At 68.5% G+C, this 13,622-nt stretch carries 13 protein-coding genes and 1 tRNA gene; 7 read left to right on the forward strand and 7 right to left on the reverse strand.

The window, feature by feature from the left end:
• Positions 1-136: 136 nt before the first annotated feature.
• Together HGB44_RS15935 and HGB44_RS15940 are read right to left on the reverse strand one after the other, a co-directional pair.
• Positions 137-676: a dihydrofolate reductase family protein gene (locus tag HGB44_RS15935; protein ID WP_061078569.1), complete on the reverse strand. Its 540-nt coding sequence runs from the start codon at positions 674-676 to the stop codon at positions 137-139.
• On the reverse strand, positions 673-1,605 hold the full coding sequence (locus tag HGB44_RS15940) for a helix-turn-helix domain-containing protein (RefSeq protein ID WP_061078570.1): 933 nt from the start codon (positions 1,603-1,605) through the stop codon (positions 673-675). The genes HGB44_RS15935 and HGB44_RS15940 overlap by 4 nt, the downstream gene beginning before the upstream one ends.
• Positions 1,606-1,773: 168 nt before the next feature.
• On the opposite strand from HGB44_RS15940, the gene HGB44_RS15945 reads away from it, so the two are divergent.
• Positions 1,774-1,847: transfer RNA gene (locus tag HGB44_RS15945), tRNA-Pro, on the forward strand.
• Positions 1,848-1,948: 101 nt separating this feature from the next.
• Here the strand turns inward: HGB44_RS15945 and HGB44_RS15950 are convergent.
• The 5 genes from HGB44_RS15950 to HGB44_RS15970 all read right to left on the reverse strand — a co-directional run bounded on the left by HGB44_RS15950 (position 1,949) and on the right by HGB44_RS15970 (position 5,563).
• Positions 1,949-2,452 carry a tyrosine-type recombinase/integrase gene (locus HGB44_RS15950; protein WP_168444035.1) on the reverse strand — a complete coding sequence of 168 codons (504 nt, stop codon included), beginning with the start codon at positions 2,450-2,452 and terminating at the stop codon, positions 1,949-1,951.
• Between the two features lie 9 nt (positions 2,453-2,461).
• On the reverse strand, positions 2,462-3,130 hold the full coding sequence (locus tag HGB44_RS31960) for a tyrosine-type recombinase/integrase (protein WP_168444032.1): 669 nt from the start codon (positions 3,128-3,130) through the stop codon (positions 2,462-2,464).
• Positions 3,131-3,166: 36 nt separating this feature from the next.
• Positions 3,167-3,355 (reverse strand): helix-turn-helix domain-containing protein, encoded by a 189-nt coding sequence (locus tag HGB44_RS15960; RefSeq protein ID WP_082768189.1) that lies wholly within the window; start codon positions 3,353-3,355, stop codon positions 3,167-3,169.
• A gap of 171 nt (positions 3,356-3,526) precedes the next feature.
• A complete protein-coding gene (locus HGB44_RS15965) occupies positions 3,527-3,949 on the reverse strand; it encodes a hypothetical protein (RefSeq protein ID WP_210751733.1) in 423 nt (140 codons plus the stop codon).
• 372 nt (positions 3,950-4,321) lie between these two features.
• Entirely contained in the window at positions 4,322-5,563 is a 1,242-nt protein-coding gene (locus tag HGB44_RS15970) for a helix-turn-helix domain-containing protein (protein WP_061078572.1), read from the reverse strand.
• A 541-nt stretch (positions 5,564-6,104) separates the two neighbouring features.
• On the opposite strand from HGB44_RS15970, the gene sepF reads away from it, so the two are divergent.
• The 6 genes from sepF (at position 6,105) to HGB44_RS16000 (ending at position 13,583) form a co-directional block, all read left to right on the forward strand.
• On the forward strand, positions 6,105-6,563 hold the full coding sequence (sepF, locus tag HGB44_RS15975; protein WP_231972234.1) for a cell division protein SepF: 459 nt from the start codon (positions 6,105-6,107) through the stop codon (positions 6,561-6,563).
• A 36-nt stretch (positions 6,564-6,599) separates the two neighbouring features.
• The gene (locus HGB44_RS31595; RefSeq protein WP_210751734.1) at positions 6,600-7,589 is read left to right on the forward strand and encodes an SLATT domain-containing protein; all 990 of its coding nucleotides are present in this window, start codon (positions 6,600-6,602) and stop codon (positions 7,587-7,589) included.
• Between the two features lie 1,240 nt (positions 7,590-8,829).
• Entirely contained in the window at positions 8,830-10,341 is a 1,512-nt protein-coding gene (locus HGB44_RS15985; protein WP_061078573.1) for an ABC transporter substrate-binding protein, read from the forward strand.
• Positions 10,341-11,339 carry an ABC transporter permease gene (locus HGB44_RS15990; protein WP_061078574.1) on the forward strand — a complete coding sequence of 333 codons (999 nt, stop codon included), beginning with the start codon at positions 10,341-10,343 and terminating at the stop codon, positions 11,337-11,339. Before HGB44_RS15985 ends, HGB44_RS15990 begins: the two co-directional genes overlap by 1 nt.
• On the forward strand, positions 11,336-12,187 hold the full coding sequence (locus HGB44_RS15995; RefSeq protein WP_061078575.1) for an ABC transporter permease: 852 nt from the start codon (positions 11,336-11,338) through the stop codon (positions 12,185-12,187). The genes HGB44_RS15990 and HGB44_RS15995 overlap by 4 nt, the downstream gene beginning before the upstream one ends.
• Entirely contained in the window at positions 12,180-13,583 is a 1,404-nt protein-coding gene (locus HGB44_RS16000) for an ABC transporter ATP-binding protein (RefSeq protein WP_061078576.1), read from the forward strand. The genes HGB44_RS15995 and HGB44_RS16000 overlap by 8 nt, the downstream gene beginning before the upstream one ends.
• Positions 13,584-13,622 lie beyond the last annotated feature (39 nt).

The raw sequence follows: 13,622 nt of genomic DNA on the forward strand, positions 1-13,622 counted from the left end.
GGGACGCCCGTCCGGGCCGGGGCGGAGAGCGGCAGGCCCCGGGGCCCGGCCGGTGGTGCGCGGGCGGGCCCCGGTTCGGGAGCGAGGCGCGGGTTCCGGGAGCCCGCCGGTGGCGGCGGGCCCCGCGCACCCCGGGTCAGGAGCGGACGACCTCGTAGCGCATGCAGGCGAAGTCCCCGGCCCGGTGCACGTCCAGCACCCTCAGGTCCACGCGCCCGGCCAGCAGGGGCGAGCCCGCGCCCAGGGTGACCGGGGCGACGGACACGACCACCTCGTCCAGGAGGCCGAGCCGGGCCAGGTCCGCGGCGACGCCGCCACCGCCGACCACCCACACGTCGCGCCCGTCGGCCGCCTCGACCATCTCCCCGTGCAGGTCGCGCAGTTCCTGGTCGGTGTCGGCGCTGGCGAAGCGCAGGTCGCCCTCGACCTTGGGCAGGTCGCGGTGGGTGAGCACCCAGGTGGGGACCTGGTAGGGCCAGGGATCGCCGCCCTCGTGCTTCAGGATCCACTCGTAGGTGCCCGCACCGGACACGATCGCGCCCGCCCCGCGGATGAAGGCCTCGGTCTCGTTCAGGGCATCGCCCCCGTCGGCGGCGAACAGCCACTCCAGGGAGTGGTCCTCGGTGGCGATGAAACCGTCCAGGCTCGTCGCGGTGTTGTAGACCGTCCTGCTCATCGTGTACCTCCGTCGTGGTGTCGGTCCTGAAGCCATTCGATGGGGTCGCCGTGGTCCACCTCCAGGCCCTCCGCGCGCAGCATGTGGCGCACGAGCTGCCTGCGGTGGGCGGAGAAGGTGAGCATGTGCGCGACGACGCTGCCCAGCACGAAGCTCTCGGGCGGGTCGCACAGGGCGTCGATCAGCCGGTCGCCCCAGGCTCCCCTGCGCCCGATGTCGTCGACCGCGGCGATCCAGCGAGCCCCCGCCAGCGTGTGCCGCTCCGCCAGCGCCTCCACGCCGTCCGCGCCCCGTTCGGGCAGGTCGGCGCCGTCGATCGAGGCGAGCCACATCTCCTTGGCCCGGACCAGGTGGTCCAGCACGGCGGCCACGGACTCCTCCGGCCCGTCCCACTCCAGGACGGTCTGTCCGGGAGCCCGCACCCGCCGGTAGGCCTCCTCGGGCAGCTGCCCGGCGAGGCGGATCAGGTGGGCGGTGTCGTCCACGTCGTGGTGGACCTGGAGGGTGGTCAGGTCCATGCCGGGACGCTCCCTGGGGCTGTCCTCGATCCACAGGTGGATCGGCGGATGGAAGTGGATGCCGTTGGGCGCGGGCAGCCACGTGCCGCTGCCCGCCGTGGTGGCGCTGGGCGGGTGCCCGAAGGCGCGTCCGAAGGCGCGCGTGAACCCCTCGACCGACTCGTATCCGGCCGCGAACGCGGCGTCGGTCACGCTGCTGCCCTGGCTGATCTGCCAGGCGGCGCGTTCCAGGAGCACCCGGCGGCGCAGCGCGACCGGTGACTCCCCGGTGTCGCGGGTCAGTCTGCGGGTGAAGTGGAACGGTGAGGCGAAGGCGTGGTCCGCCATGTCGGCGAGGCGGGTGTTCTCCTCGTCCAGGACCGCGTCGAGCAGTTCGCGCAGGCGGTCCCGGCCTGGGGTGGGCTCGGTCATGGAACCCAGTATGTTCACCGGCGGCGCGCGGGCGCCTGACCGATCTTGCCCACCCGGGCGACCGGTGCGGCCCGGGGCTTGGCGGACTCTCCGCCGGTGCGAGCGCCCCGGCGGATGCGGTAGAGTCTTCTGCGTCGGCGGGGCCGGAAACGGTGACCGCTCGACGAACGGGACGTAGCGCAGTTTGGCAGCGCACTTGACTGGGGGTCAAGGGGTCGTGGGTTCAAATCCCGCCGTCCCGACAGAGGAATAGCAGGTCACGAAGGGGCTCGCCGTGAGGCGGGCCCTTTTCTGCGTCTCCGGTGGGCTGGGAAGTGGGGTTGAACCGGGGTCGGGTGGGCCGTCAGCCCACGTCGTGCAGGATTTCGTCCATGGCCTTGGCTGCCGACCGGCGCACCGGCCGGAGCTGGTGGCGGTAGACGCGTTCGGTGGTGTCGGTGCCGTCATGGCCGACCAGGAGTGAGATCTCTTCGATGCTCACGCCGTGGTCCGAGAGCAGGGACACGAACGTGTGGCGCAGTTCGCGCGCGGTCCATTCGTTCTCGTTGAGTCCTGCCTTTCCGATGGTCCGTCTCAGGTCCCGCAGGACGTTGTGGCGGTCCAGCGGGGTCCCGTTGCTCGTGCAGAACACGAGATCGTTGTCCTGCCAGAGTTCGGCTGCCGCGAGGCGTTCGCGGGCCTGCATCACCCGATGGGTGTTGATGGCTTTGACGGCGATGGAAGGCAGTTCCAGGGAGCGCCGTGACTGCCTGGTCTTGGTGTCCCCGTCGCCGCGCACTGACGTCCACACGTGGATCGTGGGGATGTCACCGGTGGTGTCGACCTGGTCCCACGTCAGGGCCCGGATCTCCTCGGTTCACGCGCCGATGACGAGGGAGAGCACCAGGTAGGCGTACCACCGTGTGCCCTCGGCCGCACCGAGCACTGCGACCGCCTGTTCCAGCGTCATGGACTTGGAGGGCCGTCCGGGCTTGTCGCCTTTGAGCCTGCCCCGCTGGTCGAGTCTGGCCAGTTCCGCGACGTTGCGGGCGACCATCTCCTGTACCTGTGCGTAGCGGATGGCGCGCTCCAGCAGGTTGAGCACCAGCCGCAGCGTCCGCGACGACAGATGCCGCTTGCGTCCCCGCAGCCACGCCAGCACATCGGCCACTCGCAGCTCTGCCAGCAGGTACCGGCCGAGGTAGGGCGTGATGTGGGTGTTGGCGAGCCGTGTGTAGTTGTCCTGGGTGTTGGGGTCCAGGTCCGTGATCTGGTCCCGCAGGAACTCTGCGACGCAGTCGGCGACGGTGTAGCGGGCGGGGGAGTTGACCCCCTGGTCCAGCTCTTCGAGGACCGTGGACAGCTTGTCGTAGAGGGTGTTCTTGTTCTTGCTGCTGACCTTCTTGACCTGGCAGCGGCCGGTGTGCGGGTCCTGCCGGAGGCGGATCTCCGCGCGCCAGAGCTTCTTGGCCCGGTCGAAGTAGACCGAGACGTCGGGCCGGTCGGTCAGAAATGCCCTGGTGGGCTTGCGTGGCGTCCTGGGCACCACTCCTCGTCTTTCCCGGGAACGGTCCCGTACAGCCTAAGCCGGTGCCTGGTCCTCTATGAGCTGGTTGACGTAGTCCTCCAGAGCCGAACGAGGAATGAGCCGCCGACGCCCAACACGGACCGAGGGGAGTCGCCCGGTGGCGATGAGCTTCTTGACCGTGGTCTGTCCCAGACTCAGAGCCTGTGCTGCTTCCTCGACCGAGTACGCGACCTTCTCACCCACTGGCACTGCCTCCCATCGCGATTGCTGCTCTCATCTACTGGTTGCGATCGAGAGGGCCTTTCTGGGCCATGTGCTCGGGGGTCGTGTCGGGATCGTTGCGTACGCAGGGCGTGAGCGGACAGCAGTGAGCCCCGCCGCTGGTGCGCGGCGGGGCTCAGGGGCGGTTCAGGATCAGGGCTTCCAGTTCACGGCGCGTTCCACGACGTAGGGCTCCAGATTGCTCACGGTCGCTCCGCACATGTGGTGGCGCTGGATCTCGACCAGGGCCGAAGCGATCAGGATCGCGCTGCGTCGGGCGTCGACCTCGGTGCCTCCGGTGGGGATGACACGGCGCACGTGGTGGCACTGCCCTCCGTCCACGTTGTGGACGAGTCCGACGACGTAGGTCCGTGCCAGACGCCGAAGGGCGACCATGCGGGGGATGGGCTGACGAAACCGGCAGCGGACCCGGGTGCCCTCGGAGTCCGTGGCCTCGGCCTGGAAGGTGATGGACCGCCAGTCCTCGGCGACTTGGGTCACCTTGGCGTTCATGGATCGTGCCCATGATTCGAGCACCGCGCGGTTCTTGGCGGTGAACGTGGTGGTGTCGCTCATCGCTCCTCCCGCATCGCCAGATAGCAGCGGGTGAGAGCGGCGAGTTCGTCGAACTCACCGGGCTGGTGCCGCGTACGCGAGACCCAAGCCAGCGCATCCACACTCTGACGCTGATGGGTTGATCGGGGCGTTCGGCGGGGGAGGGGCGGGGGCGTTCCGCGGCGGTGATGCCGTCCCTGCGGACCGGACAAAGGTCGTGTCAGCATCGCCCAGAAACGGGCGATAGTGTGCGTCATGTCAGCGCTCCTGGTAAGCGTTGGCCGTGCCCCCGGACGCCTCATCCGCGTTGCGGGGGTCGATTCGTTGCCTGACGCTAGGTCGCCGGACATGACTCAGGGGGCACAAAGTGTGCCCCCTGCCGTTGATCGGTGGCTACGCGAGAATGCCGATCTTGTCAGCCAGTGTGTTCGCTTGCTCTCGCCGCTCCCGTTGCCGGGAATCCAGCTCTTCGAGAATCATGCGACGTGCGTACCCGTTGTACCTGATCGTCTCCGGCGCTGCCTCGTGTGCCTCAGCCAGAACGCGAAGGGCTTCGTCCGGTTGGGCGTCCAGGTAGAAAGCACGTGCCCTTTCGATCTGGTGCCGTGCTCGTCGGGGGCGCGACGGGATGACGTCCGACGCCGTTCGTCCGGCCTGGCGTACGCTCTCGCCGCCATTGCGCAGTTCGACCGCCACGGTGACAGCGTGGGCACCCATGATCGCCTGGGAGAACGACGTCACCGAGTGGTAGTAGCAACCGGGAAGCCGGTCAGCGACCTGTTGGGCGGTGTCCCAGTGTCGCCATGCGTTTCCGGTCTCACCGCGCCGTGCGGCGGTGTATCCGGCTTCGAATTGCAAGGCACCCCAGATGGCGAGAACGTCATCCGTGCCGTCCTCGAGGTTGCCGCTCAGTTGCCGTGTGGTGTTCGTGGTGACCACGTCGGCCGCATCCCAGTCGCCGGCGTCCCGGTGAGCTTGGGCCATGAGCCAGGCGGAGACGCCCAACGCGTGCGGGTCGCCTGATTCCTGGGCAGCGACCACGCTTCGCTCGCACACACGCCACAGGAGGCTCTGTGCGGGCTGGTAGGCGATGAAGAACTGTGCGAGCGCGTACACCTCGGACAGCACTGCCTGAGCCGCACGCCGTGTCGGTCCGTCAACCGCTTGGTGCACGGCGAGTTGTGCGTCCTCGATCAGCCCGGGAAGGAGATCGCCTAGCACTTCACGGTGGTTGGGCGCGGAGTGCCTTGCACTCCATGCCCGCGACAGACGGGCCTTGAGGTGGGCGACCGGAGGAGCGGGACGCGAGATGACCATGGGGAAGGCGTTGATCGCCGCTGTCACGGCCGGAAGGTGAGCGTGCCCGGGGCCGGTGAACAGCTCGACAGGGACGGACTGCTCACCCGTCAGTTCGGACAGGTCGCGTATACGCAGCGCTTCCGCAAGCCGGAGCAGGATGGGTAGCTTGGGGGTTCCCAACCGCCCGTTCTCCAGCGCCTTCACCCAGGACGCGGACCGTCCGACCAGGCCGCCGAGGACCTCGCGGGTCATGCCACGTCTGGTGCGGTTGAGCTTGAGCCGGGTACCGAAGGGGACCTCGATCTCGTGCGGGTCCGGAGTGCCGTCGAGGGGCATGGCGCCGTCCTTCCCTGGTCAGGTCGCGGTTCCCAGGCTACGGCTCAGCCCCCTGAGGGGACAGGGCTTTCCGGAGGTTGTCGGACGCGCCTTCCTTGGTCACTGCGTGAAGGTGTAACCCCACCCGTCAGTCGGCCACTCGGTCGGTCGCCCGGGTAGTCGCTATGACTGGTCGGGGTGTGTGCATGACTTCTCCCAGGTCAGTTCAGGTCCTACCCCAGCCAGCGACCCTCCCGATAGGTGGCATCGGCGTCCCAAACTGTGGGAGTTAGTAATTTCCCCCATGCGATAGCAGTTGGGTTTCGATCGGTGGCATATGCGGACTGCCTGAAGTCCCTTGGCCTCTCCAAGCTCCGATGGGGCTTCTGATGCCATCCGCACCCGCACGAATCCGTGCGGCAACCCGAAGGTTCTCACCTCCGGGCCTAATATCAGGGAAATGTCTTAACTGCAATAGGGTGGCCGAATCTGGTCATGTTTCATCGGTCCTTACTAAAGGCACACGCTAAGCGCTTTTGGTGACTATGATGCTGCGGTGTCCATGATTACTTTGGCTGCCTCGTTTGTTCGAGAATGGGGCCCAAGTCTATTAATAGTCTTCTCGGCGCTTCTGTTCTTCTGGGTCATGTATAAGGAGAGGGGAAAAGTAAGGAAGTCTCAGGACCCGAGCAACTTAACGCCCGTACTTCGATCCGGTGGAGGGTTTGAAAAGTCTATATTAGATGCTGAGGAGATGAACTCGTATAGATTGATTGACCATGCTGGGCCGAGTGTTCGTCTTAGTGGAGTTGCCAGGTTCTCTCCGTCTGAGTACCGAGCTGCCGCGCATTTGATTTCGGAGAGATTCCGTGAGGGTCGTGTGGTCTCGATTGACTTTGGAAAAATGGATCCGAATCAGGCCGCACGGCTGGTTGATTTCTGTAGCGGCATGCTCGCATTTTCTTCGGGATGGGTATTTCGGGTGACCGACAAGGTTATTATTTTAACTCCGCCCGAGTGAGAGTTTTTGTCGGACTAATTATTTGAGAGGTGTGCTATGTCTGAAAATGAGATTATGCCAGAAGGGTCCGCCGAGGGGGAAGGGTCTGGCGAAATGGAGAGTGAATCTGAACGTGCTATTGAAGAGGTTGATCCAGAGGTCAATGAGAATCTTCTTCTGCTCAATCATGAGATTCGCGAAGCTGAATTCGCCCTTGGCGTAGCCAGGCGGAGGAGGAAGTGGTCAAACGTATCGCTTGTTCTTGGTCCGGTCGTCATTATTCTCTTGTATGCGATGTTGTGGGTCCCTTGGATTGGCGATTCGCTCAAGTTTGCTATCTGTCTCCCGGCTGTCCCTATGGCGCTAGCGTTTTGTGTGGCCTCGTATCGTTTGAAGAAAGATCCTGGTGGCCCGCTCCATTATTCTGGAATCAGCGAGGCTGGGGCCGGTGAGGAAGAAAGTGACGGTCAGGATGATTCGTATGAAGACAGGCGTGTCCGGGAGGGAGTTCGCCTCGGCGAGGGAAAGATTGAGCTGATCATTTCTCGGAAGCGCGATCAGCGTAAGCTGATGATGGCGAAAGCAGGTGTCCATATGAATGTGAGGAGGGTTACCTATAAGGAAGATGCATATTCAGATGTTGACCAACTTCGCATGGAGAGCAGGTCCTACCGAAGGGTTCATAACTTCCTTCAAGGCATGGTGATTGTAGGGTCTCTTGCTGCAACGGGAATGGCCGGTCTGGTCGTCCAGGTTGTTGAACTTCGTTGGGTTATTCTTGCTGTTACTTTCGTTGTTGGGGTGTCCAGTGGCTTTATGGGGTACTTCAAATACAAGGAGCGCAGCTTCTATTTGCAGCAAACCGCTGATTCAATTGAAAGTGAATGGGAGGCGGTTGAGATTGGAGTTGGGCGCTACAAGCACATCAAGAAAGAAACTGACCAACTTGCTGAATTTGTCGCAGAAGTGCATCGCCTGAAGTCTGAGCAGAAAAAGCGACAGCAGAATCTTGAGCAGCCCCCTGAGGCGCGTTCTGCAAGTGAATAGGATGATCCCTTTTGGGTTTTATAGAATCATAAACAGGTTGTGTCATTTCCCCGCTTGTTGGTGGGGTGGAGGTGGGGTTGGGAGAGGGGCGCCCGTCGGCACCCCTCCTTGACCGTTCCCGTCCTCTGGTGGCCGGGACTGGCGTCCTGGCCTGCGGGTTTGTGTTGTCTGGTGACCTCCAATGACCCCTGGCGGCCACGGTGGGCGTGACTGGGGGTCAAGGGGTCGTGGGTTCAAATCCCGCCGTCCCGACAGAGGAATAGCAGGTCAGTGAGGGGTCCGCCGCGAGGTGGGCCCCTTTCTGCTTCTCCGGTGGGCTGGGAAGTGGGGCTGTGACCGGGGAATGCGGGCCGTCAGTCCACGTCGTCGAGGACCTCGTCCATCGGCTTTGGCCGCTGTCCCGCGTCCACGGGCCCGCGTCGTCCGGCGGACGCTGACCGCTGTGACCGCGACGGCTAACAGCTCCGAGGAGAACCGTGACCGTCGGGGGCTCGGCGCCCTCGGCGCCCTCGGCGCCCTCGTCGTCCCGCGCCGCGCCTCGCTCCACGCGTGGAGCGCCTACTCCCGGCGCCGGTGTCGTCCTGCTCCCAGGCCGCCCCGTGCCCCCGTGTCCCGGACGTCCGTCTGCCCTGCGGGCGGGCTTCCCGGGGCTGCGCGGTCAGCCCCGTGGCGCCGGTTCTCCTGGGGTCTCAGGAGTCGGGGTCGCATCCGTGGGATTAAAGGTGCTATACATGGACATACCGGCAATGAAAACGGTTTTCATTACTGACTATCCTGTCCAGCGCGACCGCAGGGGTGTACAGCTCAGTGCCGAAGGAAGCCGGGCCGGAGGCCGAGGCCGCCCCGGGTGCCCTCTTCGAACGGATCCCCACCCGCCGATCCAACCCCCGGTGGAGGACCCTCCGTCCCGTCTGTCCCGTCCGTCCCTCGCGGTTGTCGGGCGCGGCGGGGTGCCGGCTCCGTGGTGACAGCCCGATTCCCGCCCCGCTGCCGGCCGTCGGCCGCGTGGACCGGCTCGGAACCGGACGACACCTCCGCGCCGACCCGACCCGTCCGACCAGGACGACGGGGATCCGACCCCCTTGTTCCACAGCGACATGTCAGTCCGGGGACCAGTGCGGGCCCTGAACGCGGTCGCCTGGCGCCCCCTCAGGCACGGGGACCGCACCCGACCCCCGGTCGCAGACACCTCCCGAGGCCGTTTCGCCCGCGGCCCCGCCCCCGAGAAAGGCCGAACGATATGAGAAGACGGTCCATGCCCGCGGTCACCTTCGCGGTGCTCCTGGCGGCCACCGCCTGCGGCGGCGGTGAAGGCGAACAGGCCTCCGCCGACGGCGCCACCCTGCGTTACGCGGCGGTCGGAGCTCCGGCGGCCACCACCCACGACCCGCACGGCCGCGTCAGCAACGAGGCCGACTACATGCGGTTCGCCATGCTCTACGACGTGCTGACGGTGACCGACGCGGAGGGTGCGGTCCAGCCGCGCCTGGCCCAGTCCTGGGAACCGGTCGGGGAGACCCTCGACCTGTGGACCGTCAGCCTGCGCGATGACGCCGTCTTCTCCGACGGCCAGCCCGTCACCGCCGACGACGTCCTGTTCTCGCTGGAGCGGATCCAGGGCAAGGGCGCCGAGAACAACGGACGCCTGGCGGTGTTCGACCTGGAGTCCTCCTCGGTGGTGGACGAGCACACCCTGGAACTGGCCACCCACCAGCCCTATGCCGAGGTCGGCAGCGCCCTCGCCTCCCTGACCTTCGTCGTCCCCGAGGGCAGCGACGACATCACCGAACCCGTGGCCGGCTCCGGACCGTTCCGGTTGGAGGAGCACGACGACACCACCGCGGTCCTGACACGCAACGACGACTGGTGGGGCGGGGCCGCCGACTACGAGACCCTCCAGATCACCGCCATGCCCGACCCCGCCGCGCGGGCCGAGGCGGTGGCCTCGGGGCAGGCGGACGTCGCGGGCAGCGTGGCGCCCGTCAGCGCGCGACAACACGAGGAGTCCGACGGGGTCCAGGTGGTCACCAGGCCCGCCGGGGTGAACTACCCGCTGGTCATGGACCTGGAAACCGAGCCCTTCGACGACCCGGGTGTGCGTGAGGCCGTCAAGCTCGCCCTGGACCGCGAGCAACTCGTCGAGACGGTCTTCCTCGGTTACGGGGAGCCCGGCACCGACGTCCTGAACCCCGATGCGCCCTTCGCCCCCGACCTCGAACCGGTCGAGCGCGACCTGGACCGGGCCCGCGAACTGCTGGAGGAGGCGGGGCACCCGGACGGTGTCGAACTCACCCTGCACGCCACCAACTCCTACCCGGGCATGGAGGAGACCGCGGCCCTGGTCGCCGAACAACTCGCCGAGGCGGGCATAGGCGTCGGGATCGAGATGGGTGCGCCCGACACCTACTGGACCGAGGTGTGGAACGTCGAACCCTTCTACCTCAACAGCCTGGGCGGGAACGGGTTCGTGGACTTCGCTCGCATGTCCCTGCTCTCCGACGGCCCCGTCAACGAGACCGCCTGGAACGACCCCGAGTGGGACGCCGACCTCACCGAGGCGCTGGCCACCGCGGACGAGGAGGACCGCCACGCGATGCTCGCCGACCTGCAGGAGCGTGTCGCCGACGAGGGCGGTTACGTGGTCTGGGGTACGGGAGACGGCATCGACCTGACGGGCCCCGGCGTGAGCGGCCTGCCCACCGGTCCCGGTTTCCACCGCCTGTTCGTCGAGCGGGTCGAGGTCGCCGGCTGATGTCTCGCCCCGAGGCCGCCCCCGCGGTCGGCCGCCCCCGCGACCCAGGGGCGGCCGCGGGGGTCTCGCTCCCGTTCGCCGTCGTCCGGGCGGTGTCCCTGCTGGCTCTGGTGTCGGTGGCGGTGTTCACCGCCACCGAGTTCCTGCCAGGGGACGCCGTGGACCTGCGTGCCTCACCCGGGGCCGACGAGGCGCAGGTGCGGGAGTTGCGGGAGGAGCTGGGCCTGGACGCCGCGCCCTGGCGGCGCTACCTCGGCTGGGCCGGATCCCTGCTCACCGGCGACCTCGGCACGTCCCTGGTCAACGGCCGCCCCGTCGCCGACGCCCTCGCCCAGCGGCTGCCGGCCACCTTCACGGTCGTCGGGGGAGCGTTGGCGGTGGCGGCCCCCGCGTCCCTGGCCCTGGCCTGGTGGGCGGGGGGGAACAGGCGGGCCCGCCGGGCGTCCACGGCCGTCCTCACCGGAGGCGCGGCCGTGCCCACGGCTGTCACGGCCGCGGCGCTGGTCACCGTCTTCTCCGGAGTGCTGGGTCTGGTGCCCCCGGTTTCCCTGCTCCCGCCTGGAGCCGCGCCCTGGCAGCATCCGGAACTGCTGTTTCTCCCCGTGGCGGCTCTGGCGCTGCCCACGGCGTTCTTCGGTGCGAGCCTGTTGACGGGCGCGGTGGCCGACACCGTGCGCCTGCCCCACGTGGCTGACGCCCGCCGACGGGGAGTCCCCCCTTGGCGGATCGCGGCGACCGACGTCCTGCCCTTTCTCCTGGCCCCCTTCACCCGGGTCATGGCGGTGTCCGCAGGGGGGCTGATCGCCGCCGCGGCACTGGTGGAGACCCTCTTCGGCTATCCGGGCGTCGGATCCCTGCTGGTCTCCTCGATCGCCTCCCGGGACCTGCCCGTCGTCCAGGCCACCGCTGTGGTCGCCGCCGCGGTCGTGTTGGCCGGACTGCTGGTCGGCGACCTGGTCTCCGCCCTGACCGAACCGCGCCGGAGGCGCTCGCCGTGAACCGTCGTCCCCTTCCGCTCCTCGCCTCCGCGGCCGTCCCCCTGCTGTCGGCCGCGGTCCTGGCCGTAGCCCTGTTCGGCGGATGGTGGGCGCCGCACAGCCCCACAACCCCGTTGGGGGCGCCCTGGCAGGAACCCACTCCCGGCCACATCCTGGGAACCGACGCCCTGGGCCGCGATGTGTGGTCCCGTGTCCTGGCCGGCGGAGGAGGCCTGATCAGTGTCTCCGTGACGGCCGCCGTGTGCGCCTGTGCGGTCGGGACCGTCGGAGGCCTGACCGCGGGGTGGTTCGGCGGTCCGGCCTCGCGGGCCCTCACGGCGGCGGCCGACCTGCTGCTCGCCCTGCCCTCCCTGCTGCTGGCCCTGGTGGCGGCGATCGCCCTGCCCTGGCACACGGCGGTGGTCTTCGCGACGGTGTGCGGAGGGGCCCCGCTCACCCTGCGCGTGGTCAGGGACGCGGTCCGTGCCGTCCGCACCTCCGGGTACGTGGAGGCCGCACTCCTGCGCGGCGAGACGGCCGCTTCGATCCTGGCGAGGGAGGTCCTCCCCGCCATGCGGGGGGTGGTCACCGCCGACCTGGGGCTTCGCCTGGTGGTCGCGCTCCAGGTCGCCGCCGCCCTGAGCGTCCTGGGCATGGGCGCCGAACCGCCCGCCCCCGACTGGTCCCTCATGCTCAGGGAGAACATGCCCGGTGTGGCGGTCAACCCCTGGGCCGTCGGTGCGCCGGCCGCGGCACTGGGCGTCACCACCGTCCTGCTCGCCCTCCTGGCCCAGCTGTACCTCTCCGACGGCCGCACGAGCCGGGTCCGTGACAGCGGACCCGTACTGAAGGAGTCCACGGATGGCTGAGGGACTGTGCGCGGAGGCGCTGCTGGTCGAGGACGAACACGGCGCCCGCGTGGTGGGCCCGGTGGACCTGCGGGTGCCGGACGGCACGGTGCTCGCGGTCATGGGCGCGTCCGGAAGCGGCAAGACCAGCGCCGTCCTGGCCGCCCTGGACGCGTTGCCGCCCGGACTGGTGCGCCGGGCCGGTCAGGTGCGCTGGCAAGGAGCGCCGGTGCCCGCGGGACGTGCGGCGCGCCGGTGGCGCCGGGCCAGTACCGGCGTGCTCGGACAGGACCCCGCCTCGGACCTGCACCCCCTGCGCCCGGCCTCCGCCCTGGTCGCCGAAGCCCTGCCGGGCGGTCTCCGGCGCGCGAACGCCGAGGCCGTCCGCGCGGCGCTCACCTCACTGGGGTTGGACGCCGACGCGCTGTGGCGTCGTCGCCCGCACGAACTCTCCGGAGGCCAGGCCCAGCGTGTGGCCCTGGCGCGGGCGGTCGTCGCCGACCCCGGGCTCCTCGTGCTCGACGAACCCACGAGCGGCCTGGACCCCGCCACGGTGGAACTCCTGCTCGGCGTCCTCGAACAGCGGCGGGGGCGCCCCGGAAGGAGCACCGTCGTGATCACCCACGACCGGGGTTTCGCCGATCGCGTGGCCGACGTCCGCCTCGACATCGGTGAGTCCGAACCGGTTCGCGGGGTCAGCACCGCGACAGCGGGTCCCCGGGACCCGGGCGGTGCCGAGGTCCTCGGCCTGCGGGGGGTCCGTCTCACGGCTCCGGACGGCCGGGAGCTGCTCGACGAGGTGGACCTGACCGTTGGCCCGGGGGAGGCGGTCGCCGTCCTGGGACCCTCCGGATGCGGTAAGTCCACGCTGCTCAGAAGCCTGGCAGGGCTCCATCCTCCCGCGGCGGGCTCGTTCTCGCTCGGAGGTCGGCCCCTGCCCGCCAGACACACGGACCGTGCCAGGGAAACGCTGCGGGCCGTCCAGCTGATCGCCCAGGACCCGGCCGGAACCCTGAACCCGGCTCAGCGAGTCGCTACGGCACTGGCACGCCCGGCCATGGTGCTCCGTGGGCTGACCCGCGGCCAGGCCGCGGCCGAGGTGCCCGAACTCCTGGAACGGGTCGGTCTGCCGGCGGACACCGGACGCGCGCTGCCGGCCCGCCTCTCCGGCGGCCAGCGCCAGCGCGTGGCCGTCGCCCGCGCCCTGGCCGCACGCCCCCGGGTGCTGCTGGCCGACGAGGTGTCCTCCGCTCTGGACGCCGCGAGCGCACGCACGGTCCTGGACCTCCTGGACACCCTGCGGGCCGAGGAGGGCCTGGCCGTCGTCATGGTGACCCACGACCGGCGTGTCGCCGACCGTGCGAACCGGGTGCTGACGTTGGACCCGGAGCACCGCGGCCTGGTACCGGGGCCGTAGCACCGCCCGCGGCGGCGCTTGCGTCCTGTCGTGGGAGCC

The organism is Nocardiopsis alborubida (assembly GCF_012396365.1).
Taxonomy (GTDB): Bacteria; Actinomycetota; Actinomycetes; order Streptosporangiales; family Streptosporangiaceae; genus Nocardiopsis; species Nocardiopsis alborubida.

Excerpts from the sequence above, each read along its gene's own strand:
- HGB44_RS16000 (WP_061078576.1), top strand. The coding sequence starts at position 12,180 with ATGGCTGAGGGACTGTGCGCGGAGGCGCTGCTGGTCGAGGACGAACAC.
- HGB44_RS15970 (WP_061078572.1), bottom strand. The coding sequence starts at position 5,563 with ATGCCCCTCGACGGCACTCCGGACCCGCACGAGATCGAGGTCCCCTTC.
- sepF (WP_231972234.1), top strand. The coding sequence starts at position 6,105 with ATGATTACTTTGGCTGCCTCGTTTGTTCGAGAATGGGGCCCAAGTCTA.
- HGB44_RS15985 (WP_061078573.1), top strand. The coding sequence starts at position 8,830 with ATGAGAAGACGGTCCATGCCCGCGGTCACCTTCGCGGTGCTCCTGGCG.
- HGB44_RS31595 (WP_210751734.1), top strand. The coding sequence starts at position 6,600 with ATGTCTGAAAATGAGATTATGCCAGAAGGGTCCGCCGAGGGGGAAGGG.
- HGB44_RS15935 (WP_061078569.1), bottom strand. The coding sequence starts at position 676 with ATGAGCAGGACGGTCTACAACACCGCGACGAGCCTGGACGGTTTCATC.
- HGB44_RS15990 (WP_061078574.1), top strand. The coding sequence starts at position 10,341 with ATGTCTCGCCCCGAGGCCGCCCCCGCGGTCGGCCGCCCCCGCGACCCA.
- HGB44_RS15940 (WP_061078570.1), bottom strand. The coding sequence starts at position 1,605 with ATGACCGAGCCCACCCCAGGCCGGGACCGCCTGCGCGAACTGCTCGAC.
- HGB44_RS15965 (WP_210751733.1), bottom strand. The coding sequence starts at position 3,949 with ATGAGCGACACCACCACGTTCACCGCCAAGAACCGCGCGGTGCTCGAA.